Annotated in this window: 22 protein-coding genes and 2 pseudogenes; 9 read left to right on the forward strand and 15 right to left on the reverse strand. The window is 52.2% G+C overall.

Features of this window, described 5'->3' with window-relative positions; genetic code table 11:
• Positions 1–12: 12 nt before the first annotated feature.
• On the reverse strand, positions 13–1,113 hold the full coding sequence (locus EXW96_RS14565; RefSeq protein ID WP_174350833.1) for a quinone-dependent dihydroorotate dehydrogenase: 1,101 nt from the start codon (positions 1,111–1,113) through the stop codon (positions 13–15).
• 166 nt (positions 1,114–1,279) lie between these two features.
• On the opposite strand from EXW96_RS14565, the gene EXW96_RS14570 reads away from it, so the two are divergent.
• Positions 1,280–1,417, forward strand: coding sequence for a hypothetical protein (locus tag EXW96_RS14570; protein ID WP_171005842.1), 138 nt, complete (start codon positions 1,280–1,282; stop codon positions 1,415–1,417).
• Positions 1,418–1,464: 47 nt separating this feature from the next.
• Here EXW96_RS14570 and EXW96_RS14575 read toward each other — a convergent pair whose 3' ends face one another.
• The 7 genes from EXW96_RS14575 to EXW96_RS14605 form a co-directional block, all read right to left on the reverse strand.
• The gene (locus EXW96_RS14575; RefSeq protein ID WP_174350834.1) at positions 1,465–2,874 is read right to left on the reverse strand and encodes a L,D-transpeptidase family protein; all 1,410 of its coding nucleotides are present in this window, start codon (positions 2,872–2,874) and stop codon (positions 1,465–1,467) included.
• Positions 2,875–3,036: 162 nt separating this feature from the next.
• Complete coding sequence (locus EXW96_RS14580; protein WP_074727877.1) at positions 3,037–4,638, reverse strand: stalk domain-containing protein; 1,602 nt, start codon at positions 4,636–4,638, stop codon at positions 3,037–3,039.
• 28 nt (positions 4,639–4,666) lie between these two features.
• A complete protein-coding gene (locus EXW96_RS14585) occupies positions 4,667–6,484 on the reverse strand; it encodes a FecR family protein (RefSeq protein WP_174350835.1) in 1,818 nt (605 codons plus the stop codon).
• Complete coding sequence (locus EXW96_RS14590) at positions 6,463–8,337, reverse strand: CHASE2 domain-containing protein (protein WP_174350836.1); 1,875 nt, start codon at positions 8,335–8,337, stop codon at positions 6,463–6,465. The genes EXW96_RS14585 and EXW96_RS14590 overlap by 22 nt, the downstream gene beginning before the upstream one ends.
• A 141-nt stretch (positions 8,338–8,478) precedes the next feature.
• Entirely contained in the window at positions 8,479–8,715 is a 237-nt protein-coding gene (locus EXW96_RS14595; RefSeq protein WP_054819035.1) for a ferredoxin, read from the reverse strand.
• A gap of 99 nt (positions 8,716–8,814) precedes the next feature.
• Positions 8,815–9,309, reverse strand: a complete 495-nt coding sequence (mobB, locus tag EXW96_RS14600) for a molybdopterin-guanine dinucleotide biosynthesis protein B (RefSeq protein ID WP_174350837.1) — start codon at positions 9,307–9,309, stop codon at positions 8,815–8,817.
• Positions 9,306–10,613, reverse strand: a complete 1,308-nt coding sequence (locus tag EXW96_RS14605) for a DNA polymerase IV (RefSeq protein ID WP_062407162.1) — start codon at positions 10,611–10,613, stop codon at positions 9,306–9,308. The genes mobB and EXW96_RS14605 overlap by 4 nt, the downstream gene beginning before the upstream one ends.
• Before the next feature lie 166 nt (positions 10,614–10,779).
• Between EXW96_RS14605 and cimA the strand changes: the two genes are divergently transcribed.
• Complete coding sequence (cimA, locus tag EXW96_RS14610) at positions 10,780–12,402, forward strand: citramalate synthase (RefSeq protein WP_174350838.1); 1,623 nt, start codon at positions 10,780–10,782, stop codon at positions 12,400–12,402.
• Positions 12,403–12,428: 26 nt separating this feature from the next.
• On the opposite strand, the gene EXW96_RS14615 is transcribed toward cimA, so the two are convergent.
• The gene (locus tag EXW96_RS14615) at positions 12,429–13,001 is read right to left on the reverse strand and encodes a TlpA family protein disulfide reductase (protein WP_174350839.1); all 573 of its coding nucleotides are present in this window, start codon (positions 12,999–13,001) and stop codon (positions 12,429–12,431) included.
• 365 nt (positions 13,002–13,366) lie between these two features.
• Between EXW96_RS14615 and EXW96_RS28560 the strand changes: the two are divergent.
• From EXW96_RS28560 to EXW96_RS14625, 3 genes and pseudogenes are all read left to right on the forward strand, one after another.
• Positions 13,367–13,846, forward strand: a pseudogene (locus tag EXW96_RS28560) (MFS transporter); the annotation flags it as partial.
• A 13-nt stretch (positions 13,847–13,859) separates the two neighbouring features.
• A pseudogene (locus EXW96_RS27540) lies at positions 13,860–14,474 on the forward strand (MFS transporter); the annotation flags it as partial.
• 75 nt (positions 14,475–14,549) lie between these two features.
• Positions 14,550–14,999 (forward strand): M67 family metallopeptidase, encoded by a 450-nt coding sequence (locus EXW96_RS14625; protein WP_174350840.1) that lies wholly within the window; start codon positions 14,550–14,552, stop codon positions 14,997–14,999.
• Positions 15,000–15,045: 46 nt separating this feature from the next.
• Here the strand turns inward: EXW96_RS14625 and EXW96_RS14630 are convergent, their stop codons facing one another.
• Genes EXW96_RS14630 through EXW96_RS14640 form a run of 3 tightly spaced genes read right to left on the reverse strand, consistent with a single transcriptional unit; the run spans position 15,046 to position 18,298 of the window.
• Positions 15,046–15,780: an exonuclease domain-containing protein gene (locus tag EXW96_RS14630; protein WP_174350841.1), complete on the reverse strand. Its 735-nt coding sequence runs from the start codon at positions 15,778–15,780 to the stop codon at positions 15,046–15,048.
• A gap of 23 nt (positions 15,781–15,803) precedes the next feature.
• Entirely contained in the window at positions 15,804–16,871 is a 1,068-nt protein-coding gene (locus tag EXW96_RS14635) for a DUF294 nucleotidyltransferase-like domain-containing protein (RefSeq protein ID WP_174350842.1), read from the reverse strand.
• A 38-nt stretch (positions 16,872–16,909) separates the two neighbouring features.
• Positions 16,910–18,298 (reverse strand): ammonium transporter, encoded by a 1,389-nt coding sequence (locus EXW96_RS14640; RefSeq protein WP_375256452.1) that lies wholly within the window; start codon positions 18,296–18,298, stop codon positions 16,910–16,912.
• Positions 18,299–18,673: 375 nt separating this feature from the next.
• Here EXW96_RS14640 and EXW96_RS14645 point away from each other — a divergent pair, with 375 nt between their 5' ends.
• Together EXW96_RS14645 and EXW96_RS14650 are read left to right on the forward strand one after the other, a co-directional pair.
• The gene (locus EXW96_RS14645) at positions 18,674–19,102 is read left to right on the forward strand and encodes a helix-turn-helix domain-containing protein (RefSeq protein ID WP_054819031.1); all 429 of its coding nucleotides are present in this window, start codon (positions 18,674–18,676) and stop codon (positions 19,100–19,102) included.
• 30 nt (positions 19,103–19,132) lie between these two features.
• Positions 19,133–19,816: a zinc metallopeptidase gene (locus EXW96_RS14650; RefSeq protein WP_054819030.1), complete on the forward strand. Its 684-nt coding sequence runs from the start codon at positions 19,133–19,135 to the stop codon at positions 19,814–19,816.
• Between the two features lie 84 nt (positions 19,817–19,900).
• Here the strand turns inward: EXW96_RS14650 and gltC are convergent, their stop codons facing one another.
• Positions 19,901–20,794, reverse strand: coding sequence for a glutamate biosynthesis transcriptional regulator GltC (gltC, locus tag EXW96_RS14655; protein WP_054819029.1), 894 nt, complete (start codon positions 20,792–20,794; stop codon positions 19,901–19,903).
• Between the two features lie 127 nt (positions 20,795–20,921).
• Here gltC and tpx point away from each other — a divergent pair, with 127 nt between their 5' ends.
• Positions 20,922–21,425, forward strand: a complete 504-nt coding sequence (tpx, locus tag EXW96_RS14660) for a thiol peroxidase (protein ID WP_054819028.1) — start codon at positions 20,922–20,924, stop codon at positions 21,423–21,425.
• A gap of 105 nt (positions 21,426–21,530) precedes the next feature.
• Here the strand turns inward: tpx and EXW96_RS14665 are convergent, their stop codons facing one another.
• The gene (locus tag EXW96_RS14665; RefSeq protein WP_062407148.1) at positions 21,531–21,920 is read right to left on the reverse strand and encodes a DUF1499 domain-containing protein; all 390 of its coding nucleotides are present in this window, start codon (positions 21,918–21,920) and stop codon (positions 21,531–21,533) included.
• A gap of 228 nt (positions 21,921–22,148) precedes the next feature.
• Here EXW96_RS14665 and EXW96_RS14670 point away from each other — a divergent pair, with 228 nt between their 5' ends.
• The gene (locus EXW96_RS14670) at positions 22,149–23,729 is read left to right on the forward strand and encodes an IS5 family transposase (protein ID WP_074729564.1); all 1,581 of its coding nucleotides are present in this window, start codon (positions 22,149–22,151) and stop codon (positions 23,727–23,729) included.
• Between the two features lie 31 nt (positions 23,730–23,760).
• Here the strand turns inward: EXW96_RS14670 and EXW96_RS14675 are convergent, their stop codons facing one another.
• A complete protein-coding gene (locus tag EXW96_RS14675; RefSeq protein ID WP_174350843.1) occupies positions 23,761–24,957 on the reverse strand; it encodes an ROK family protein in 1,197 nt (398 codons plus the stop codon).
• Positions 24,958–25,112 lie beyond the last annotated feature (155 nt).

Genomic DNA, 25,112 nt, shown 5'->3' on the forward strand with positions numbered 1-25,112 from the left:
TCCTCCATTCTCCTAGCCTCGATGCTCTGAACCGATCGCTTCGGAAATATGCTTGAAACCGTCCTTTCGAAGTAAAGCCCGAAGTCCCTCGTTAATGCGTCCGATAAGAGCAGGACCTTCATAGATCAATCCCGTATAGACTTCAACCAGACTGGCCCCGGCCCGTATTTTTTCATAGGCGTCTTCCGCGGAGAAAATCCCCCCCGAACCGATAATCGGAAGCTGCCCGCGTGTTGCTTTGTAAACAGCGCGAATGAGCTGCGTGGATCGCTTAGTGAGCGGACGGCCGCTCAATCCCCCGGCCTCGCTGCGGTGCGCACTCTGCAGCCCGTCGCGGGAGATGGTCGTGTTCGAGACGATGATGCCGGAAATATTGCTCCGCAAGATCGTATCCACCATATATTCCACTTCTTGCGGCTGCAGGTCCGGAGCGATTTTCACCAGCACGGGCTTTTCCCTTCCGCCAAAGCGCGCATGCTGCTTGCGTACCTCGTCCTTCACGGCGGCAAGCAGCCTGGACAAGTCGTCTCCATGCTGAAGATTGCGCAAATCCGGCGTATTCGGAGAGCTGATATTCACAACGAAAAAGTCGCCGTAACCATACAGCGCCTGGATGCATGCACGGTAATCTTCCTCCGCCTGCTCGTTTGGCGTCGATTTATTTTTGCCGATATTAATCGCCAGCGGGATCGTTCGCTTCCCCTGATTCCGCAAATTACGCTTCATTCCTTCAATGCCTACATTATTAAAGCCCATTCGGTTGATCAGCGCAGCGTCTTCCGGCAGTCTGAACAAGCGGGGCAGCTCATTGCCCGCCTGGGGCTTGGGCGTTACCGTTCCAACCTCCATAAACCCGAAGCCGATGTTTGAAAATGCGGGGACCGCCTTCGCATTCTTATCCAGTCCCGCTGCTAATCCGACAGGATTGGCAAACGTAATTCCCCAAAGCTGCATCTCCAGCTCAGGAGCCGGCCGAACCCCCCATACCCAACGGAGCAGCATTCGCCCCCCTGGCAGCTTACCGACCGTATGCATTCCGTCAATGATAACATGATGCGCTTTTTCCGGGTCCATCCCAAATAGAACCGGTTTGGCGATTTTTTTGTAAAGCATACTTCTGTCCTCTCCCCGCACGTTCTCTCGTCTTTTACTCTCTTTTGACAGTGTATCGTTTTGCGGGACAAAAATAAAGAGGACAAGCTGCAAAATCCCCCTGCCAATCCGGCTGCATTATGTTAATATTATGTTTAAACTCACTCTTTCGGAAGGGCCGATTGTCATGCCAAAGAAAAAAAACTCCTCCTATTTGCAGCGCAAAGCGAAGGAGCAGCCGAACAAAAAGCTGATCATCTGGATCAGCTCCATATTTGCAGCGATTGTCATCATCATGGCCGTACTCCTCATCCTCGGCAGCTAGCCATCCTCCAGGGAAGCCCGAAGCCTCTGTCCGGCCAAGCAGACCTTTCAGTTCAGCCATCGGTACACTTTCCCCGGGTTCGTTTCCCCGGTCTGCAGCGGCAGCCTGAACGGGCTCCCGCTGCGTGATTCTTCCGCCGGCAGCAGCCCTCTGCCGATCGTTACCGGTGTACCGAGCGGCGTCATGTCGAACAGTTCTTCCACATCCTCCTTGCGCATCCGGATACAGCCCAGGGACTCGTCCTTGCCGATGCTCGACGGCCGGTTCGTTCCGTGAATGGCGTAAAGGGTATCCGAAAGCGTCATGCCCCGGCTGCCGAACTCGCCGTTCGACTTCCCGTTCGGGTTGCGGACCTTTTCCGTGATCGCAAAGGTCCCTTCGGGCGTGCGGTCGCCTCCCAGCCCGACGGCGTAGCTGCGCACGATCAGATTGCCGCTGACTAGAGCCAAACGGTGGGCGGACTTGTCGACCACAATCCGCAGCGGCTCCTTCATCGGTTTCGTCAAGCCTTCCGCGCCCGGCATGGCCTCTGACGCTTTTGGCGACCCGTTTTGCTTTACCCATTCGGCCGTTTCGGCAGCGATTTCATCTTTCTGCCGGTCGAACAGCTCCTGCATGTCCGCGGTAACGCCGGGCAGCACATTACCGGGATAAGGCGCGGTTAATTCCGTCAACTGCTCCGGTGCCCGGCCATTCGCTTTGGTATAATACGCTATGGCTGATTTCAGCACGAGCTCCTGCTCCTGTTTGGACATCCATGCGGCTACGATCTGCTCCGCCTTGCCAGGATCGGCCGGCTGACAGCCGCAGCTCTCGGCATCATGGTAATTGATTTGCTGCTGCGAAGCATCCTGCTTCGCTTCGACGGAAAGCAGCACCTCCGGCTTTCTCAGCCAGCTGATCCACGAGGTTTGTCCCATCGGAATCCCCCTGGCCAAAATCGCGAAGCTGCTGATTCTCTCCTCCAGCAGCATGCTCTGTAAAGCGGCTCCGATCCTTTCCTGGGTCTTCCCTCCGGTGATATAATAGACTTTTGTCTCCTGCAGCTGTGCGGGGGTTACGCCTTCCGGGAGCGGCACTTCCTTCTCCGTTACGTGTACAGGCAATGAAGGAGCGCCTGGCGCGAATAATACCGCAGCCGCCAACATCAGGAGCGCCAAGCCTAATCGGAGACGGCCCATACGGCGGCGGCGCTTGCGGGTCGAGCCCCAACCCCGGATCTGCTCCAATGCCTCGGGGGGCAGACTGACCTTCTGATTCTCATAAGCCTCGTATATTTCGCCTGCCTGGGCGTAACAATACAGCGCCTTGCCTTGTTTGCCCTGCGCTTCGTATTCGCGTCCAAGCAAGTACCACGCCATCTTATTGTTCGGATGCTCTTTGACATATGTTTTTAAATACTGCGGGTCCTGCTTAAAAAAGAGTTGAAGCTGATCTTTTGGATCCTTCGATTTCAAGAGCATTCCCCTCTTTCCGCCTCGTCCACTAAATTATCGGCGTTTGCCGTGCGGTTTTTGAGAGTATGGGGAACAAAAACGCCTTCCGCAGGCCGAACGATCGGCCGGGAAGGCGAATTTCATTGAAAGTCGGAAGATAGCCCTCTTCCCGGCTTTGAACGTTTAACGCGCAGTGTCGATGGTCTTATGACGGAGGATGGCCGTACGGGAAGCGTTATCCCATTGGACGTCCAGGCCGATTGCTTCTGCAACGAAACGTATAGGAACGAACATGCGGTCCTGCTTGATATAAGGCGCCGCATCCGTTTCCGAGCTCCATTCCCTGCCTTTTGCCGTCCGCTTTAATCCATTCCTGTCCATGCCCATTTCAATGATTGTACCGTCCTTGCTGAGCCGTACGGTGCGGGTCCCGGCGTCGAACGTCACTTCATAGCCAAGCGCTTCCGCCAGGGTGCGGACCGGTACCATCGTGCGGCCGTTTGTCAAATCCGGATGGACTTCGAATGGAATCCATTGATCGTCTACTACGACCTTGACGTTGTTGTCCTTGGGCAAATCCGCCGGAAGGCTGTACAAACGAATTTGACGCAGCTTGTTGTTATAGGCATCCGCCACCAGAATGCTGCCGTCAGCTTGTACGGCTACACCGGTAGGCCTATGCATCCGCGCGTGTCCTTCAATGCCGTCCAGCTCGCCCGTGGTGCTGCCTGGTACGCCTGCAAGCGTAGTAACCCGGCCGTTCCATAAATAACGAACCGCGTGGTTTTGACTGTCCGCAATAATCAGCCCGCCTTCCCTTGTCCGTGCCAGGCCGAGCGGGAAGTTGAATCTGGCATGGCCCGCTTCTCCGTCCGCATAATCCCCCGGAGCATACAAGTCTTTGGTCGCGGAGGCGGTCCCTCCTCCGGCTACGGTGGTTACCGTACCCGCCTGCAAATCGATATAGCGAATGCGTTGATTGCCCGAGTCGCTGACATATAAATTGCCTTTGTCGTCCATCACGAGCCCGCCCGGCTCGTTAAATTTCGCCTGTTTCAAGTCGCCGTCGGCGTAATCGCCGGCCGGTGAAGCCTGGCCCGGAGACACTTCCACGGCCCGGGTTGAAGGGGCATTCAGCGTCTTTACCTCACCGGACGGAGTAATGCGGCGGATGACATGATTGAGCGTATCCGCTACATACAGCGTTCCGTCAGGCGCGGCAACCACATCCGTCGGGCGGTAGAAGGAGGCGTCTTTTCCCCTGCCGTCCTTTAATCCGATCAAACCGTTTCCGGCTACGGTAGAGACTCTGCCGGAAGCGTCGATTTTCCGGATCGCGTGATTCCCCGCATCGGCTACATAGACATTGCCTCCGGCATCTACGGCCATCCCGTGCGGCTCCTGGAATAGAGCCATGTCGCCCGGTCCGTCCAAAAGACCTCCGACCGGAAACCCTTTACCGTCCATTTCATACAGGATGCCCGCGTAGGTGCCAACCCGTCCTTGAGCCAGCATGCGAATCATATGATTCCTTGAATCCGAAATCAGTACCGTGCTGTCCGGCAGCACGGTAAGCCGGGACGGAATACGAAACGTCGCATTCTTCTCCGCCCCGTTCATGCTGCCCATATCCCCGGAGCCTGCCTGACTGGTGACATTGACCATGATCTGCTGCTCCGGGCCCCGGAGACTATCCGTTTCCCAAGAGGCGGCTAAGGCGCCCTGACCGCCGATCATGACGGAAGCCAGGACGGCTAAAGCGGCCCGTAGTACAGCTTTATTCATTGGTTTCTCCTTCCGTACGCACAAACCTTTACCTCGTTATAACCGTGATCGATTGCGGGCTTGTCAGCTCGTAAACGGTCCTGCCTTCTTTATCGACGACCTTCACGTATACCAGCTCGACATTCGCCGTATTGGCGGCCGAATCCAACACTTGCAGCGGAATGCGCGCCAACAGTCCGGATCCGTTCAACCGGATGTGATCCACAGGCTGATCTGGACCGGTTTCATATTGCGATGCTGCGTATATCAGCTCATTTTGCGTCTCTCCCTTGTGCTGGGTCAATGTCTCTGCAGCTTGCCGGTCCTTGAATACAGCACCGGCCGCATTCGTAAATTTCGCTGTTTGCCTATAGTTCAATTCGCTCTGTTTGTAGACGAGGTGAGCCTCCACGGCGTAGAACGGCTCCTTGTCCGTAAAATGCCGCATTTCCAGATCAAGATGAATAAAGCCGTTTACAGGCGATCCATGCTGCTTGACCGTTACGGCCGGCTTAACAGGACCCGGCACTTGTACGGCAGGTTCTCCGCCGCCGGCTAGCGGTGCCGGGGTATTGGAATTCATCTGCTCCCCGAGCTTGAGTCGATTCTCCAAGAACTTCCGACGTTCCGAATCGGACAATTGATTCATCAAGGCTTCCGAGGCTCTCTGATTGGCAGCGTCCTCCGTCTTTCGGTTCTCCTCCGCCAACCTGTTCCTTTCGCCTGCCAGCTCCGCCAAATAAGGCCCCAGCTTCCGCATAGCCTGCTCCATCCGGAGCCGTTCCAGTCTTGCAGGGCTTGCTTCCGTATTCCTGTTGACCTGCTTCAGCCTTTCAATGGCCGGGTCCAGCCCTGCCGTCCTGTCGACTGCCGGGGGCTGCGTCAAGTCGATTCTCTTGCCCGGATCCGTAATCCGGGCATTCACTTCATCTACCTTTCGCGGATCCAGCTTGTTTGCTCTCACGGCCTCTTGAACCAGCTCCGTCACGAGAGCGTCGAAGTTGCGCAAGACGTTGTCCAATTCATCCTGCGTAAGGTACCTCAGAATCGACCGGTCATCCGGCTGCCGGATGCCTTGATTGAATTGTTCCTGCATCCGGTTTTTTATTCCTTCATTCTCCGCCTGAATCTCCGGTATGGCGGTCAGGAATGCTTCCAGCACTCGCGGCGATGCAGACTCGACGATGGCTTTGGGTTCCGCATAATATACCAGAATCCTTAAATCCTCGGCCTGCGCCCGCAAATCCATGTCGATTTGCTGCGCCGGGTATACGGCAGCAGATCCCGACGGATGGCCTTCCGAACCGGTGGAAAGCGTCGACGTCGCCTCTACGATACCCGCCGCCACGTACATGGTCGTTCTGCCGGTAACCGGATCGACAAGCGTCATAAATTGCGTCCCCCGAACACCCATGACGGCCGTAGGCGTCTCCACCTCGAACTCATCCTCCGGGCTCACCAGCGATTTCACCTTTGCCCATAACGAACCGGCCCATGCTTTCACTTTGGACTTTTTGCCGCCGTTCTCCTCCAGCAAATCCGCGATATACACTTCCGCGTTCGAACCGATCGTCAGTTCATCCTCACGGTCAACGATGCGAATGACGACGGAAGAAGAAGACCCTGTTGATATGGCGTCGCCTCGGTTCAGGCTCAAATTCACATAGGCGCGGTGCGACTTTGAACCCCCGGATTTGGTGTAAGTCACATTCCCTTTGACCTCAACCACTACTGCAGCGCGCACGCTTTTAGCCTGAACGGGCGGGGCCGGTACGAATGACAGCATAGAGAAGAGCAGGGCGAACATCATCACCCACATGAACGCTGCTGCCCGTTTTTTCCTTTTCAACCGATTTGCTTTCTCCACCTGAAAACCCCTTTCTTTAACGCAGAAGCAGGAATCCCGCCCTTCCCGGAAGCCGGAGCCCCTTTGACGCCCGCCACCTCGAACAGCTTCAAGGGAACGCTTTTGCCTTTCATCCGCTTTTCCCCGGCATAGCGGTATTCGAAGTATGCTTTGGTCAGCTCATACGTCGCTTCGGATACGAGAATCTGGTTCGGCTCCGTATGGGATTCGATTCGTGCCGCCGTGTTGACATGATCTCCGATCGCCGTATAATCCACGCGGAGGTAAGAACCGATGTTGCCGACAACGGCTTCGCCGGTGTTAATCCCTATGCCGACACTGAGGGTTACGCCGTATTTCCCACATATTTCTGCCCTGACCTTCTCCATTCCTTTTTGAATTTCATAGGCCGTTTTGACCGCGTAATAAGGATGGTCAGGTACGTCGAGCGGCGCATTGTACAAGATCATCGCGGCATCGCCGATGAATTTGTCAATTGTGCCATGATTGTGCAGCGCCCGTTCGGTGATCAGGTTAAACAACCTATTGAGACAATCGACCACTTCCTCCGGCTTCAGCTTCTCTGAAAGCGGAGTGAATCCGCGCACATCCAGGAACAGGATCGAAAGCTCCTTGCTGATGCCCCCCAGCTGAATTTCCCGCTTGCTGTCGGCGATGGATTTGACCAGGTCGGGTGAAAGGTAGCGGCCGAATTGCCTGGTGATATAATTTTTTTGTCTGGTCTCAAAATAAGCTTTCATGGCCAGATTGCCCAGATAGGTCATCACGCCGCATACGGCTGCAGCCATAACATCCAAATATTGCGAGCTGAAGGCAAACAGCGCGAACTGGCCGCCGAACAGCATAAGAATGACGCCTGACGCCGCGATGATGCCCGCATTAGCCTTCAGTCTCCAGGTGCTGAAGCCGAGCAGCAGCATGGTAAGTAAAGCCAGCGCCATCCCAAATGCCTTATGCACCGGGGTAATCACTTGGCCCCTCAAAATCTGATTCAGCATATTGGCATGCGCGTAAACCATATGCATGTGCTTCTCTACGGGCGTAATCCCTTGATCGGACCCGGGGGCGGTGTAGCCCACAAGCACCAGACGGTCGCGGAACGTCTCGGCAGGCACCGTTCCATTCCATGCGTCAATGAAAGAAACGGTTTCAAAATCGTTCTCCTTGCCCTCCCAACGGATCAGCATTTCGGATTGGGGACGTTCGTCCATCAAGGGCAAATCCAGAAACCGGCTTACATCCACCCCGGCCAACTGCGCCATAGCAAGGCTCAGCGTCGGGTATACTCCCTGCGGCGTATCAATTTGCATCCAATGGGAGCGGACTACCCCATCGCTGTCCAGCGTCATGTTGATATGTGTTCTGTATACCGAACGGCTGAACATCGGAATCGGATCCGTCACAGACCGGGCCTTGATCAGCTCGCCCGCTTTGACCGTGGTCGTTCGCTGAAACTCTCCTTCCACATGGGCATGGGAGGGGATAAGGATATTGCGGTGTTTGGCAAGCTCTTCGGCCAGCGCCTTGTCGCTCTCCGGGTTATTGCTGTCCGTATACAGCTCGATATCGAAAGCGATGACTTTCGCTCCCGCTTCCTCCAGGCGGGAAATCAGTTCCGCATAAATCCTTCGATCCCAGGGGTATGGACCGGCTTCCTTGATCGACCGCTCATCTATCCCGATGACGAGAATGTCCTCATGCGGTGCTTGCAACATGGTTTGCCTGATATTAAAATCATATAATGAATTGGACAGCACCTGTAACGGGCCGGTCGCCAGAAGCAGTACGCACAGCAGTGCGATGAAACCATTGCCTATAAGGGTAACCCCGGCTTCGCTCATTCCTTTTTTCATAGATTACCCCCTACGCCAACTCGCAAATTACCAATTTTTATATTAACATATAATCCTATGCATCCGGCGAAAAAATGTAGAAAAACAGAAAAAAGGCCTGTTCCCCGCATCAGGAACAAGCCTTGTTATAATTCTGAAGTCTTACTTATTGAAAGGAGCGTCCGCCACTTTAATGGAATCCGTAGGGCAGCCGTCTTGCGCATCCTGCAGATCATCGTACAGATCTTCCGGAATTTCAGTTACGCCTTTGTTGCCGTCGTTATCGTAGATTACCTCAGCAAGACCCTCATCGTCGTAATCGTAAATGTCAGGTGCCGTTGCGCCGCAAGCACCACAGGCGATACAGGTTTCTTTGTCCACCCATGTGTATTTAGCCATGTCTAATCTTCCTCCCTTATTGTTTACCTCATCCTAAAATATAATATAAATGCCTATAAAGTTCAAATAGAAAGTAGCGAACATAATGATAACGTATCGTTATAGGTTTTCGATAAAGCACGCTATCGATTCAATATCGTCCGGCTGAAAAACAGGGCAGTCCGGAACACGGTGTTCGGCCAAAGCAACATCGGTTGTAACCCAAGCGACGGGCGGAACCGGGAGGGAGCTAACGATATCCGCCTGCTCTTCGGTACGGAAGACGGCGATTTTCGCGTGCGGCTCGCGCTTGAATCCTTCCACGAAAATATACTGGTAGCGCTCCTGCAGCGTTTCGATCATATCGGATAGCGGCATCATCCGACGTTCATAGGTCCGGACGGCATCCGGCGATATGACAATGGAAGCCGAGGCCCCCGATTGAATAAACCGGGCCGAGTCCGTATCGGCCGCTTCTTTATAATGCCCGTGCCCGTCGTGTTTTATGACGGCCACGCTCATGCCTTTGGCCTCAAAGTGCTCCGTCAATCTCCGGATTAACGTGGTCTTGCCGCTGTTCGCATAGCCGGTAAAGCCGATCACCTTCGTTTTCACTCCTCTTCCTCCAGTCCCTTTAATCTGAGGTGATCCATTTGCAGGGAGGTGCCGCGGATTTTTGCGTTGCGGATCAGCGTCGAAGGGTCGTTGCCGAGCATTCCCGCGGTAAGAACGGCTCCCTCGCCGAATTTGTCGCGCAGCGCATCCAGTGTTTGGGTCAATTTCTCTTTCGCAGGCTGCTTCTGATAGCTGAATAAATCCAGCTGAACGGCGGCTTCCCGTTTGGGAGACAGACTTTGCAGCGTGATCCCCAGCAGCCTTACCGGATCTCCCGCCTTCCAATGCGTGTCGAACAGGCGGCAAGCAAGGCGGTAAAAGTCCGAGGCGTCCTCCGTCGGTTCATTGAGCTTCGCCGCACGCGTGATGGTTTTCATATCGGGATCCCTGATGGTGATTTGCACGGTCTGAGCCAACAGCCCTTGCTTCCTCAGCCTCCGGCCCACCTGATCGGCCAAATTAAGGAATACCCGGTGAATATCGGCATACTCCGTATAATTGACCGGCAGGGTCGTCGTATGCCCGATCGACTTGCTTTGTTCCCGCTCCGGATTGACCGGCGAATCGTCCTCTCCGTTCGCAGCACGCTTCAAGACCGGCCCCAGCACGCCAAAATGATGCATTAAAACCGCCTCATCGGCATGCGCCAGCTGACCAAGCGTATGAATCTGCAGCCTTTTGAGCTTTTCGGCGGTTTTCTTCCCGATCCCGTATAAATAGGAGCATGGATGCGGCCAGAGCATGGCCGGCACGTCCCTTTTGCGCAGCACGGAAATGCCGTTGGGCTTCTTCATATCCGACGCCATCTTGGCGAGCAGTCTGTTGGGAGCTATGCCGATCGAACAAGGAAGGTGCAGCTCTTTGCGAATTCGTTCCTGAATGGCCGAAGCAATCTCAAGCGGTGTCCCGAACGTCTTGGAGCCTGTAATATCCACGTAGCATTCGTCAATAGACATGGCTTCGACCAGCGGCGAATATTCGTAAGCGATTTTCATAAACCGTCTGGAGAAGCTCCGGTAGAGTTCAAAATCCGGCTGGATGACAATCAGCTCGGGACAAAGCTTCAGCGCTTGCCCGACAAGCATCCCCGTCTTCACTCCCTTGCTGCGGGCCTTGTAGGAGCAAGTGACAATGATCCCTTTCCGCAGTTCCACGCTGCCGGCGACGGCCAGCGGCTTGTCTTTGTATTTGTCAGGTTCCACCGCCTCATGCACGGAACAATAAAATGCATTCATATCGATATGGAGTATGACTCTGCCGTTCACGGGATAACCATCCCCGGTCCCCGGCTTTCTTTCCGGCATGTTCAAGGTCACCTCGCCCTGATGTCAGTATACTCGTCATTAAAAAGATAGGTGTTATTTTTATTTTAATAATATCCTTTACAAGAAACAATGTGCTATAATTATGAAATCTATTTTTCATTCATTTGATGGTGTATACAGGTTAATGGAACAGGAGGACTTTACCATGGGAACCAAAATTAAAATATTCGATACGACCTTGAGAGACGGAACGCAAGGGGAAGGCATCAGCCTGTCTGTCGAAGACAAACTCAAAATCGCCCAGAAGCTGGATGAACTGGGCGTTTCCTATATTGAAGGCGGATGGCCGGGAAGCAACAATAAAGATATTGAATTTTTCATTCGTGTCAAGGAGCTTGGTCTTAAGCAGGCCAAAGTAACCGCTTTTGGCAGCACGCGCCGCAAGGACACTTTGCCTGAGAACGATGCCAACCTGAACCGCATTCTGGAAGTCGGTGTACAAGCCGCCGCGATTTTCGGCAAATCTTGGGATTTCCAGGTGCACACGGCTATTCAAACGACGCTTGAAGAAAACTTGGCGATGATTTATGATTCCGTCCGCTACTTGAAGAGCCGCGGTTTGGAAATCATCTACGACGCGGAGCATTTTTTCGACGGGTACAAAAGCAATCCGGAATACGCCCTGGCAACCATCAAGAAAGCGGAAGAAGCCGGAGCCGATTGGATTGCCCTCTGCGATACCAATGGAGGGACGCTTCCTCATGAGATATCGGAAATCGTTGCCTCCGTACGCCGGGCGGTGAAATGTCCGATCGGCATTCATGCCCACAATGACTGTGAGGTCGGGGTCGCTAACAGTATCGCCGCCGTTATGGCCGGAGCCACCCAGGTTCAGGGGACGATTAACGGATACGGAGAACGCTGCGGGAACGCGAATCTCGTCTCTATTATTCCGAACCTCCAATTAAAGTTGAAATATGATGTCATCAGCGACGAGCAGCTGGCAAACTTAACGAATGTCGCCCGTTACGTCAGCGAGATCGCCAACATGCACATGCCGATGAACCAGCCGTACGTCGGCACCGCTGCGTTCGCCCATAAAGGGGGCATCCACGTGTCCGCCATTTTGCGGAATTCCAGCACATACGAGCATATTACGCCGGAGCTGGTAGGCAACAAGCAGCGTGTTCTTGTTTCCGAGCTGGCGGGTCAAAGCAATCTGGTGTTCAAGGCGCAGGAGCTGGGACTCGATTTCAATACCAATAACCAGCAGACGAAGCAATTGATCGCCCAAATTAAAGAGATGGAGCATCAAGGCTATCAATTCGAAGGGGCCGACGCTACATTGGAGCTGCTTATCCGCGGCGCATACGGACATCTGGAAGAAGTCTTCACGTTGGAATCCTTTAAAATCATGGTTGCCAAATCCGAGGACCAACCGGTTGTTTCCGAAGCCATCGTTAAAGTCAAGGTACACGGCGAGACTGTTTATAACGCTGCCGAGGGCAACGGCCCGGTCAATGCGTTGGATAATGCGCTGCGCAAATGCCTGATGCAGTATTATCCGGGGCTGCAAAATATGCACTTGACGGACTACAAGGTTCGCGTATTGGACGAGAAGGATACGACAGCCGCAAAAGTTCGGGTGCTGATTGAATCGTCCGATTTCCAATCCACATGGAGTACAGTCGGCGTATCCGAAAATGTCATTGAAGCAAGCTGGCAGGCGCTGGTCGACAGCATGCGCTACGCCCTGCTGAGCCAAACCCGGGCCGCCCGCCAACTTAAAGAACAGCAGCGGGAACAGGTCGGGCTCATCAATCATTAAAACCTATAGTAAAAGCCGCAGACTGTTTAATTCTTCAAACAGGACTGCGGCTTTTTTTCAGGCCGCCGATTCGACGAGCCTTCTGATTTTTTATCCAGTTCCTCTTTAGGGAGGACATGAATAACCTCCAGCAGCCTCCCCTGACGGTCGATCAGAAAGCTGGTCGGCACAAATAAAATCCGGTAAGCGGAAGCCGCTTCTCCTTTCGAATCCAGAAGGACAGGAAACGTATAGCGATACTGCTGCACAAAGCTTTGCACCAGGTTTATACTGTCATCTTTTGTTACATTAACTGCATACAAATCGATTTTGCCTTGATACCGCTCGTATACCTGACTTAAATCAGGCGCCTCTTCATGGCAGGGCCTGCACCAGGATGCCCAAAAGTTTATCACCAACGGTTTATCCCGGGCTCCGCCAAGCCGATAATCCGAGCCGTCCAGCCCCTGTAATATGATTTGGGGCACAGGCTGACCTACAGCCAGCCGGTTCATTGCCGATGCAGCTTGTGTAGAGGACTCAGGCCCCCTGACATGTTGATAAAAGGCAATGCCTGCCAAAAGCAGCGCGACCAGCAGCAGTATTGCGTTTTTTTTCATGAGTGGTTCCTCCAGTCAAGACCCGCTGTGCTTCTCCTCCTAAGTATTCCCCTCATTTACAGAAAGATTTCAGGCTGTGCCCTTGTTTCTGCTGGAATAAGCCGGAAGGCATGATCCCGCTAGGGTACGGGAACATTAGAGCTACATTCTTTTGTCTTCAGAGGGGCAGGTTCGACATGGAAAAAAGCAAAAGGAAAAAGCTTCAAATTTTTTTCGACAGCGATATTGAACCGCAATACAAATCGGAGGAATCAGGCCGGAACAATGAGGCGTCCAAAGGGCAGGTCTGGGAATTTATCGCTATTGCCACCGTACCTCTGGTGCTTGTGCTCGGGAATTCCATGCTCGTTCCCATCCTGCCGGATATGCAGGAACGGCTGGGGATCAGCCAGTTTCAGAGCAGCCTCGTCATCACCCTGTTCTCCGTCACGGCGGGCCTGGTCATTCCGCTTTCCGGCTATTTGTCCGACCGCTTCTCCAGAAAGGCCATTATGATCCCTTCATTAATTATATATGGGGCTGCGGGGGTATTGGCCGGCTTCGGGGCCGTGTGGAACTCCTACACGGTGATCATTATCGCAAGAGCCATCCAAGGACTTGGAGCGGCAGGTACGGCTCCCATCGCTATGGCCTTGGCGGGCGATATGTATAAGGAAGCAACGGAAAGCAAGGCGCTCGGCTTGACCGAAGCTTCGAATGGAGCCGGAAAGGTCATCAGCCCGATCCTGGGCGCGCTGCTCGCCTTGTGGGTATGGTACGCCCCCTTTTTCGCTTTCCCTTTCTTTTGTCTCATGTCCTTACTGGCCGTTATGTTTCTGCTTAAAGAACCGAAAAAAAGAAAAAAAAGCTCCCGAACCGGGGCCATACATGAAAAATATCGGGAAGGTGCTGAAAGAAAAAGGCCGTTGGCTAATCACGTCCTTCTTTGCAGGATCTCTAGCGTTGTTCGTCTTATTCGGCGTCCTGTTTTATTTATCCGACATTCTTGAGCTCGAGCCTTACTATATTGACGGCGTCAAAAAGGGATTTGTGCTGGCTATTCCCCTCCTCGGCCTGGTGGTTACCTCTTACACAACCGGCTCCGTCATCAAGAAGAACGGAATACTGATGCGGTGGCTTATGAATATCGGACTTGCTTTGATGACCGTGTCTTTGGGCTTATGCATTTTCTTCTTTAACCAAAATCTAACCTTGTTCATCGGCTTGCTGACGCTCAGCAGCATCGGTACGGGACTCCTCCTGCCTTGTCTGAATACGATGATTACCGGCTCTGTCGAACGCGAACAGAGAGGCATGATTACTTCCATATACAGCAGCCTGAGATTTTTGGGTGTTGCGGCCGGACCGCCCTTATTTGGCTGGATGATGGAAAAATCGCATCAGATTGTGTTTATTTCCGTTACGGCATTGGCCTTATTGGCGCTTGGCCTCGTATTTTTCTTCATTAAACCGGAGGGGAAGGTCGGAGGCTAAAAGGGAGGCGTGCAGGCGCCGGATCCTGTATAATGGTGCTAACCATCCTGTTTGGAATGAGGTCGCCGTTATACGATGAGCATACTGAAAAGCTTATGTATCCGCCGTGAGGCATGGACTGCCATGCTTCGGCACTGCATCGAGCAAAAGCCGCAGGAGGCCTGCGGTTTTCTGTTTGGGAGCAATGAAAGAGAGATGGATCTTTTTGTACCGGTAGCCAACGTCCACAACGAGCCGGAGCGGCATTTTTTGATGGATCCGGAAGAAATGATTCGGGCTTTATTTGCGGGGCGCCATGGGAATCAGAAACCTGCGGGGATCGTGCATTCGCATCCGCGCACCCCTCCCGTTCCTTCGGCAGAAGACATACGGTCATCCTGGCGGGGAGCAGCATGGCATTGGATTGTCTCTTTGGAAGATCCCCAAATCCCCTTGGTGAAGGCTTATCAATATGTCCAGCAAGGAGACGGAACCTGGCACTATACTTCCTACCCCTTTGAAATCCTGGAATCAGACTGTAAATAAAAAAATCCCGGTTCACGAATCCGCCAATCCGCTCGCCGGAGAAGAGTCAATGATAACTTAATTGCGTATACAGGTCGCCCAGTGTCTGGATATCTCTGGCTTGCACTTCCAGCATCAGCTTGGACCACAGCCTCGCCGTCATCAAAGCATCCTCAAGGGCGTGATGGCGCTTGGTCACTTCAACTCCGTACAGATCAAGCAGCGTATCCAGATCATAGGCTTTCAGCCTGGGATTCAGCCACTTGGCGATCATCATAGTGTCGAGCAACCGGTGGGACAGGCTCACTCTGGAGGTTTTCCACAGCGCGGAATTGAGGAAATGCTTATCATGCCCGGAACCGTGGGCGACAAGCACCTTCCGCTGCACAAACTCAAGAAACCCTCTGAGCGCATGCAGCAGGTCCGGCGCTTCTGCCACCATTTCATTCGTGATCCCGGTCAGCTTCTCAATTTCGTCCGGAATCGAACGTTTCGGATGGACCAGGCTGTAGAAGGTTTGGCTTTCGGCAATCTGGCTTCCGTTAACCGAGACCGCACCGAAAGCAATGATTTCATCCCCGTTATAAGGAGAGAATCCGGTGGTTTCCAAATCGAATACCACCAGTTCCACCGAATGTAAAGGAATGTCGTACAATGAATTTTTCCGCTGCTCCTTCATGATGGATCGAATGAAGGCCATCTGCTGGGCGCTCTGCACATCGAACATCGAGGTAAGAGCAGAAGTCAACCCGCCCGTTTTGTACAGATGCCACATCCTTCCGGCCGGCTTCATATCCTTCATTGAAGATCTCTCCTAACCCTTTTCTATCTTTTAGCAAATTTGCTTTTCACATACTTCTGCAGATCGATTCCGATACGCAGACAACGTTTAAGCTCCGTTATTCGTTCCTTGGTCAACTGTTCCGGTGTAAGCTTCCCGCGGGTAGTGTAGTGGCTGCCTTCCATTTGATAAGGCGTCATGGAACGCAGCTTCAGGGCGATGGTCAACGCCTCCAGCCAATCGCGGCCGATTTCTTGATCTACGTGACCGTTTGCCATCAACTCCTGTATACGCCTTTCGGTCGATGAGACGCGAATCCCCGCTTCCAAAGCGAGCAGCCTTATTCCGTTAACCATTGGAATATAGGCCCCGTATTTGACATCCACGCCTCCCGCATCCTCGCCATAGCGCTCTTTAATGAGCTGACCGAATAACCCGATCGAAACTTTATGATGCAGTGTATTATGAAGCATATGCTCCAGCATCGCGGGGTTCGATTTGATGAACCCGATGATTTCGCCGGAGATCGCGCCGTCTAAACCGGGATCGCCATATATCGTTCGGACATCGGCCGAGATAAGCAAATACCTTACATGCTCCCAATGCGGGTTTTCCAGCCATTCCCGCAGCATCCGCCGATATCCGGCCGCCGACTTGCGCCACTGGTCATTGGTGCAGATCACGCCGCCGCTGCAAGGCGGATATCCCGCCTCCTCCAAATTGGCTGAAATGCGCTGCGCCAGTCCGGCAAAATAACGTTCCGCCCCGGCTTTCGCCTCTTCATTGTCCGGTTCGGCATAGATAAGCCCGTTATCCTGATCGCTCCACAGCGTTTGCTCGCCGCGCCCCCCGCTGCCGAACAGCAGGAATGCGTAAGGAACCGGCGGGGCTTCGCCCGACTCGCGAACCAGCTGCGCTTCCGACAGTTGAATGACCCGACGGATGATCGCATCATGCAATGTATTCACTTTTCTATTCCAATCCAATGGACGGGCAAAAAGGAGATGCCGCTGAAGCTCCTCATGCGCCTGATCCCGAAAGATCCTTAGCTCCTGCAAGCTGTGAGCTTTGGCTGCTTCCTGTTGAATCATTTCCAATGAGAGGCGTTCCATACCGACATCCCCTTTAAAAACGAAGGCGTTTTGTTTACTTATGCATTCACCCTGCCGCCTTGAGCCGCTTTCTTCATTTGCTCAGGGTAGCCATACGTACCGTGCTCGGACAGGTCAAGACCGATGATTTCTTCTTCCTCTGTCACACGAAGACCGATGGTCGCTTTCAAGATCGACAGGATGATCCAGGACAGGACAAGTACGAAGAAGAATGCGCTGAATACCCCCATCGCCTGCACGCCCAATTGCTCAAAGCCTCCGCCATAGAGAAGCCCCGGTTTACCTACGCCTACTTTCTCGACAAGCTCCGGCGTGGCGAAAATACCATTGGCCAGCGTTCCCCATATTCCGGCAATACCATGTACGGAGAAGGCGTAAATCGGATCGTCAATCCCTGCTTTTTCAAACCATTGTGCCGTAAAGAAAGTAATGACGCCGGCAACTACGCCAATAATGATGGCGTCTCTGACCGTAACGAATGCGCAAGAAGCTGTAATAGCAACCAGTGCAGCAAGCACACCGTTCAACATGCTGGGAATATCCGCCTTGCCAAAATACATCCATGCTACGATAATCGCTGCAACGCCTCCGGCAGCAGCCGCCAAATTCGTCGTCATGGCGATATATCCAAAGAAGCCGTCACCCATAGCACTTAAAGTGGAGCCCGGATTAAAGCCGAACCAGCCGATCCAGAGAATAATGACGCCAAGCACGGACAGGACCTGGTTATGGCCCGGAATCAAATTCGGCGTTTTATCCTTATTATATTTACCGATACGCGGCTTAAGCATCAGCGTCGCTACGAGAGCAGCCGTTGCGCCCTGCAGGTGAACGACCGTAGAGCCGGCAAAATCCTGTTTACCGTGACCTGCGAGCCATCCGCCGCCCCATACCCAGTGAGCAACAATCGGATAAATGACAATAACATACAGTACGCTAAAGATAAAGTATACCGATAACTTGGCACGTTCGGCAAATCCGCCGAATGCAATGGCCAGCGATACCCCTGCGAAAGCCAACTGGAACAAAAACTTGATTCCGATCGGAACGTCCGAGAAGCTCAATGCTCCGAATGCGGCCGCCGCTTGGGTTTCCGTTCCGTCTACGAAGAAACCTGTCATTCCAATAAACCCGTTGCCGTCACCGAAAGCTAAGCCGAAACCTATAGCCCAGAACGCTATGGCGCAAATACCGAACGTAAGAATTGTTTTACCTGCAACGTGGCCTGCATTCTTCATTCGGGTGGAGCCGGCTTCCAGCAAAGCAAAGCCTGCCTGCATGAAGATGACAAGAATGGCAGCCAGCATGACCCATACAGCATCGACTGCCCCTTGCAGCTGCGCCGGCGTCGCATCCTCAGCAAAGGCTGCCGTAGGAATCAAAACTGACATAAGGCCCGTGGATAATAGTAACTTCTTTAACATCATGACCACTTCCTTTTTAATGTTAGTTTATATAACATCAATTGAAATTCATATTGTCATTATATACACGTACTTTTCATTTGGCAATAGGTTTTTTCTATAAATCATGTAAAAAACGAAAAATAACCTTACATAAAATGTACATTATTCGGTTTTACAAGCTGTAAAAAAATCGAATATTCGTAATATGGCAAACATATACTAACCTCTTAATACAGATTTGTTTCTTTTCTGATCTTCCTCTCCGTTCGCTGCCCCATTCGTCGAAAAGCTCAAAGCATAACGTTTGACTGTATGGTTCGGTTTCAGTATTATTAGTTCTATAGACCTTGAAAATACCATCATATGGCGAAAATGGAGGGAGCATATCATGGGGATATGAAGCTTTACAAAATCGGCGAACTGGCTCAGTTATCGAATGTCAGTCCCAGAACAGTCGACTATTATACGAAGCTCGGATTGATCCAACCTGAGAAAAGATCAAATACCAATTACCGGTTATACAGCGATGAAACCTTAATGCGGCTCAAACGTATTGAAAGTATGAAGCGGGAGAAATATACCTTAGAGGAAATCAAGGCTACGCTGCAGCAGTGGAACAAGGTTAGCCATGATGAATTAGTGACAGATAAATTGACGTCTTTACAGGTATTATTGCATCAGCTGGAGAAAGAGGCGAAAGAGGTTGAACCGCTGCTTGAGAAGCTGAAGCCGTCCCAGCTAAAAACGCTTCACAAGTCACTGACGCCGTCTGCGGCTGCATGTATCGAAGCCTTGTTGTTGCTGTTGGGTAAAGGTCCCCTTTAATCATAAAAAATATAACGGAGGAATGAAGCCATGTTTTTTCACCCTATGGATTACCTTATCATTGTTGCGTTCGGTCTTTCCTTATGGGCGCAGTTTCGGGTCAAGGGAACTTTCAATAAATGGTCCGAGGTTCCGATTCATTCAGGTATGACCGGTTACGAAGCCGCCCGCCGATTGCTTGATGCAAACGGACTTTACGACGTCCCGGTTGAACCGGTACCGGGAGCGCTGACGGACCACTACGACCCTATAGCCCGCGCCGTACGGCTGTCGGAGCCGGTGTATTACGAGAATTCCATCTCCGCCGTATCGGTTGCCTGCCACGAAGTTGGACACGCGATTCAGCACCAACAGTCTTATCCGATGCTGGTGCTTCGCCACCGGATGTTTCCGGTGGTCAACCTGACCTCGGGCGTTGCTCCGTTGCTGATCTTGGCGGGTCTCTTCTTCCAGCAGTTTAACTTCCTGCTCGGCGTCGGAATCATCTTCTTCTCCGCTGCCGTAGCTTTCCAGCTTGTTACGCTGCCGGTCGAATTCAACGCCAGCAACCGCGCACGTGACCTGATGGTCGCTGAGGGCTTTATCACCAACGATGAAGAACGGGGAGTAGCAAAGGTATTGAACGCGGCTGCCCTTACCTATGTCGCCGCGGCGCTGATCTCCCTGCTGGAGCTGGTCAAATACATTATGATCTTCACCAACCGCAACGAATAACAGACGGTACAAAGATGCCGCCCGATGCTTCATTAAACAAGCACCGGGCGGCATTTTATGCTTCTGGCAGACTCCAGATCATGATTATTTGTACCTGATGAAGAAGTCGATCAAGAATTCACGGAACACCTCGGCAACCAGCGGGAGCTTCTCCCCTGTACGATGAATCAGCCCTATGCTGCGGGTGACCTGCGGCTCAATAACGCGTACCTTGACCGGTTGAAGCTCGCTGATTTCCGTAAGCGCCATTTCCGGCAGCAGGCTGACCCCCATGCCCGCTGCCACTAACCCCCGAATGGTATCTGTTTCTTCTCCCTCAAACCCGATGCGCGGTGAGAAACCGGCCTTTCTGCACGCCTCCAGCACAATCGCACGCAGCGAATATTCCTCGCTGAACATCACAAATGAATCTTCCTTCAATTGCTCAAGCCGAATCGTTTGATATTCACACAGGACATGCCCCTGTGGTACGATCGCATACAGCTCCTCCCGGAGCAGCAGCTCGCCGGCAACGTGACTGTGCTTTTCGGGAAACGGCGAAATAAACGCCAAATCGATTTCACCCTTCATGACGTCCCGGATCAGACTATTGTATGTTCCCTGCCGCAGCCGAAATTTAACCTTCGGATGGTTTTTGCGAAAATGTGCAATCACGGTCGGAAGCAAGTATATACCCAGACTGTGGGGGAAGCCTACACGAATTTCTCCGTGCTCCGGGTCCAAATATTCATGAATTTCATTCACTGCGCGTTCAAGGTCCGTAAGCACAGCTTCGATTCGGCTTAAGAAAAGCTTCCCTACCGCGGTAATCTGCAGATTGCGTCCTTTTTGCACAAACAGCTGTACACCAAGCTCCTCCTCCAGTTGGCGGATTTGCCGGCTGACCGCCGATTGGGCTACATGCAGCTCTTCGGCTGCTTGCGTCACATGCTGTTTACGCGCCACCTTTACAAAATACTGCAGCTGTCTGAGTTCCACGTTGTGTTTCCTCCCGTATCCTAACTTTAATGCATATTGTTATTGGACAAGTTCTCTTATAAAAGCTTATAATATATTACGGTGGAATACCAATCATTCTCAATCCTTGAAGGAGGCCCCTGTATATATGGCACAAGCGACACTGAAAGGCAATCCGATTACGTTAGTCGGAACACAAGTCAAAGTTGGCGACAAAGCTCCTGACTTCACTGTGAATAAGAATCTGCTCGAAACCGCATCTCTGGCCGATTATGCAGGCAAGGTGAAGCTGATCAGCGTAGTTCCTTCCCTTGACACCGGCGTATGCGATGCGCAAACCCGCCGCTTCAACGAAGAAGCAGCGAAGCTTGGCGACAACGTAGTCGTGCTTACGATCAGCGTAGACCTGCCATTTGCCCAATCCCGCTGGTGCGGTGCTGCCGGTATCGACAAAGTGATTACGCTCTCCGATTACAAAAACCACTCTTTCGGCAAAAATTACGGCGTATTGATCGATGAGCTTCGCCTGCTGATGAGATCCATATTCGTCATTGACGCCAACGATACGATCCAATACGTCGAGTACCTGAGCGAGATGACGGATCACCCGAACTACGAAGCGGCCATTGAAGCCGTTAAAAAATTGGTTTAATCCATTATCCAGATTGAGCGATGCTCATTTCAGACTTGTACTATAACTGATTCACAAAAAAACAGCGTGGTGCCAAAACAGGACTCCACGCTGTTTTTTTTACATTCAGTTGTCTATTTTATAAGCGGCCAGCCGCTTATCTATATGTTTATATAAATCGAGGATCGTACGATAATTGGAGCCTAGATCCCCAAGAGATCCGCGGGATGCCGAATAAATATCAACAGCGGTTTTGAGCGGGTTGATACCGAACAAGGTCAGCGTGATGTCCTGTGTTCTTCCGGTGATGGTTTTACGCTCAACCACAATCTCCCCTACGCTGCGTACTTCATGAAGAAGCTTATACCCGTTTAGCTTTTTTAACAAGTTGATGATCTCATCCCAGGCCTGATCCATGGAGATTTTATAATAGCGGGTCTTTAAAGCCGGATCCTTCGCTTTCTCTCCTGTTGTCTCATGACTGCGGATGAATCCGACTAAGGTTCGCTTTAACAAAGCATTCCCTCCTTAATGAAGTAACAATTACAATGAAACACTATCTTTAATCATATCATTGTTTCCCTTGAAGAGAAAGAGGGGAATTCACAAATTATTCATATTTAGGGCTTGCTGAATAATCAAAAAATCCTTATCGTACAAGGATTTTGAGGCACTTTTGTCGAATTCATCTGCAAGGAAAATACGGGAAATCGGTAAAAAACCTTGCAGATGGAGTGAGCGAAAATGTTCGTGTTGAATCGAGATATGGCAGACCTGCTGGAAAACTTCTATTTGCCCTTTGGCGGGAAATTAAATCCAACCAATCGTTGGGTCCAGCTTGCGTCGATCATTCCTTGGGACAAAGTAGAAGAAAAATACGTGAGCTCGTTCCAGTCACCGATCATCGGCCAAAAGGCGTACCCTGCACGTATCGCTCTCGGCTCGCTCATTATCAAGGAGCGCCTTGGTTTAAGCGACCGCGAGACGACCTTGCAAATCCAAGAGAATCCGTATTTGCAGTTCTTCTTGGGCTACACCGCGTATGTCGATGAAGTGCCGTTTCATCACTCCCTGCTCACGCATTTTCGGGAACGGCTCGGCCTGGAAATCCTGGCTGAAGTGAACGATTGGATCGCCCAAGCCGCGCTGCAAGCAGAACGAGAGGCCGAGGCGAAACCGAAATCGTCCAAACGAGATCGTGATGACGACGACAACGATGCGGGTGGCTCGCAGCTCACCATGGAAGTAGGGGAAGCCCTCACCATTCCTGAGGAAACTCCCGCAACAGCTAAGAAATCCCGTAACATAGCTAAAAGGTTCCATGTCTTGCCACCAGCATCAGCACCGACTGCGAACGTGAGGAATAAGGGGACCCTCATGCTGGATGCGACATGCGCACCTGCAGACATCAAGTATCCGACGGATTTGGGGTTGCTGAATCACGCGCGTGAGATCCTCGAAGACATCATTGACATACTGCACCATCCCCATATTGGAGTGATGGAGAAGCCGCGCACATACCGCGAGAAAGCCAGAAAATCATATCTGGGCGTATCCAAACAACGCAAGGCATCGGGCAAGGTGATCCGCAAAGCGATCAAAAAGCAACTGGGCTACGTGGGACGGGATCTGCGGATCATTGAAGCACTCGTGGAGCATACGCCTCTCACGGAGCTGAGCAAAAGACACTATCGTCAGCTTCTGATCATCTCGGAACTCTACCGTCAGCAGCGCGAAATGATGGAGAAGAAAATACACGTCATCGCTGATCGTATCGTGAGTATCCAACAGCCGCATGTCCGTCCGATGGTTCGAGGCAAAGCTGGAACGAACGTGGAGTTCGGCGCCAAAATCGCCGCCAGTCTGGTGGATGGATACGCTTGGATCGAAACGGTTGAGTGGGACAGCTTCAACGAGGCAACAACGCTGCAAGCATCGGCGGAAGCGTACAAACAGCGATTTGGGTATTACCCCGCCGTCATTTTGGCTGACAAAATCTATCGCAATCGAGACAATCTGAACTATTGCAAAGAGCTTGGGATTCGCCTTAGTGGCCCAAAGCTCGGTAGGCCCTCGAAGGAGCAAAGTGAAGTCGCCGATCGTCGGCAAGAGCGGCAGGACGCCGCACAGCGCAATGCAATCGAAGGAAAGTTTGGAGAAGGCAAGCGCAAATTGGGACTGGGTCGCATTCATGCACGTGGTGCCGAAACCAGTTTAACCGTCATCGCCCTTCAATTTCTGGTCATGAATTTGGAGCGACGACTACGGGTTCTCTTTTTGCCTTTTTTCAAACTGCTTGGGTTTAGAGGCTTACGTTGGGTGTAGACTGGGATGGATCTTGTTCAGCAAGCCCTATTTATGACCTCTGCTGCATGATCGAACGAATGACGGAGGATGCGGCTCCAAGAGCGCAGCTGTCTTCACCGAGCCGGGAATACCGGACTTGGACCTGATACGAACGGACATAGGAATATCGCGTTGAGAGAACCTCCTGCACTTGATCATTGATCCATGGACCGTATTCACTCATGGCATTGCCGACAACAATCATTTGCGGATTGAGCGCATGCATCATATTCCCGATGCCAATGCCCAGGTATATTCCCGCCTCGCGGATGGCCGACAGTGCGTCAGTATCCTTTTCTCTCAACTTGCGCAAAATCCTGTCCGTAATCCCGGGCGCGTATTGCAAATTCAGCTTGTCGGCTACCGCCCGTTCAGACGCATACCGTTCCCAGCAGCCCCGATTGCCGCAGGAGCAAGGCAAACCATTGGCTTCAATCGTCGTATGCCCTACTTCTCCGGCCAGGCCCCCGCTTCCCCGAAACAGCTCGCCTCCCGATATAAACCCTGCTCCAATACCGCCGGCAATACTTAAATACAGCATATCTCCGGCATGGCTATCGGCACCGGCTCCAAATTCGTGCTCTCCTAATGCGGCCAAATTCGCTTCATTGTCGAGAATCACCGGAAGTTGAAGCCGTGCTTCCATTCCTTCCTTCCAGCTCAGCCCTTTCCAACCGGTATGCGGCATAAATACAATGCGTCCGGAAGGATACTCCACAAATCCATGAACGCCGATCCCTGCTCCGACGAGCCCTAACGGCGTCTCAGGAAGCGCCTGTCTTTCCTTTTTTATGACCGCTACAATCTGCTCGAATAACTGGTCGGGATCGGAGGGGAAACCGCTCGTGCCCGTGTGGGAACGATATGGATGCACCGACTTGCGAATAATCGTCCCCTGCATATCGGTAACAATCAGCAGGATGTTGGTCATCCGTAAATCCAGTCCGATCACGCATCCCGCGCTGCGGTTCAGTTCAAGCATCATCGGCTTCCGCCCTCCGCTGGATTCACCGGTACCGGTCTCCACGACCCAATGCTCCGCGATCAATTCCTCCACCAGAGCTGAAACCGTTGCCCTCGTCAGTTTTGTACTTTTGGCCAAATCCGCTCGCGAAAGCGGAGCGTGCCTTCGAATCAGATCCAGAAGCGTTGATTTGTTTAGCGTTTTAAGAAATGTACTATCACCAGAAACCGGTCCCTGCTTCAAATCCAGTCACCTTCCGAGCTGTGTCATTCGCTAACATTGTACCGCAAAATCAATGGATTTTCATCTGAAGCCACCGGAAAGTGTGCAGGATTTTACCGTTCCTCTGCGAATATATATAATCATATTTGTTTATCCGATAAACAAAGTCTGAAAGG

The organism is Paenibacillus sp. JMULE4 (assembly GCF_013337105.1).
GTDB classification, from domain to species: Bacteria; Bacillota; Bacilli; order Paenibacillales; family NBRC-103111; genus Paenibacillus_G; species Paenibacillus_G naphthalenovorans.

Bases quoted from the DNA above. Each gene is read 5' to 3' on its own strand.
- EXW96_RS14565 (WP_174350833.1), bottom strand. From the start codon at position 1,113: ATGCTTTACAAAAAAATCGCCAAACCGGTTCTATTTGGGATGGACCCG.
- EXW96_RS14570 (WP_171005842.1), top strand. From the start codon at position 1,280: ATGCCAAAGAAAAAAAACTCCTCCTATTTGCAGCGCAAAGCGAAGGAG.
- EXW96_RS14580 (WP_074727877.1), bottom strand. From the start codon at position 4,638: ATGAATAAAGCTGTACTACGGGCCGCTTTAGCCGTCCTGGCTTCCGTC.
- EXW96_RS14590 (WP_174350836.1), bottom strand. From the start codon at position 8,337: ATGAAAAAAGGAATGAGCGAAGCCGGGGTTACCCTTATAGGCAATGGT.
- EXW96_RS14595 (WP_054819035.1), bottom strand. From the start codon at position 8,715: ATGGCTAAATACACATGGGTGGACAAAGAAACCTGTATCGCCTGTGGT.
- EXW96_RS14605 (WP_062407162.1), bottom strand. From the start codon at position 10,613: ATGCCGGAAAGAAAGCCGGGGACCGGGGATGGTTATCCCGTGAACGGC.
- cimA (WP_174350838.1), top strand. From the start codon at position 10,780: ATGGGAACCAAAATTAAAATATTCGATACGACCTTGAGAGACGGAACG.
- EXW96_RS14615 (WP_174350839.1), bottom strand. From the start codon at position 13,001: ATGAAAAAAAACGCAATACTGCTGCTGGTCGCGCTGCTTTTGGCAGGC.
- EXW96_RS14625 (WP_174350840.1), top strand. From the start codon at position 14,550: ATGAGCATACTGAAAAGCTTATGTATCCGCCGTGAGGCATGGACTGCC.
- EXW96_RS14630 (WP_174350841.1), bottom strand. From the start codon at position 15,780: ATGAAGGATATGAAGCCGGCCGGAAGGATGTGGCATCTGTACAAAACG.
- EXW96_RS14635 (WP_174350842.1), bottom strand. From the start codon at position 16,871: ATGGAACGCCTCTCATTGGAAATGATTCAACAGGAAGCAGCCAAAGCT.
- EXW96_RS14640 (WP_375256452.1), bottom strand. From the start codon at position 18,298: ATGATGTTAAAGAAGTTACTATTATCCACGGGCCTTATGTCAGTTTTG.
- EXW96_RS14645 (WP_054819031.1), top strand. From the start codon at position 18,674: ATGAAGCTTTACAAAATCGGCGAACTGGCTCAGTTATCGAATGTCAGT.
- EXW96_RS14650 (WP_054819030.1), top strand. From the start codon at position 19,133: ATGTTTTTTCACCCTATGGATTACCTTATCATTGTTGCGTTCGGTCTT.
- tpx (WP_054819028.1), top strand. From the start codon at position 20,922: ATGGCACAAGCGACACTGAAAGGCAATCCGATTACGTTAGTCGGAACA.
- EXW96_RS14670 (WP_074729564.1), top strand. From the start codon at position 22,149: ATGTTCGTGTTGAATCGAGATATGGCAGACCTGCTGGAAAACTTCTAT.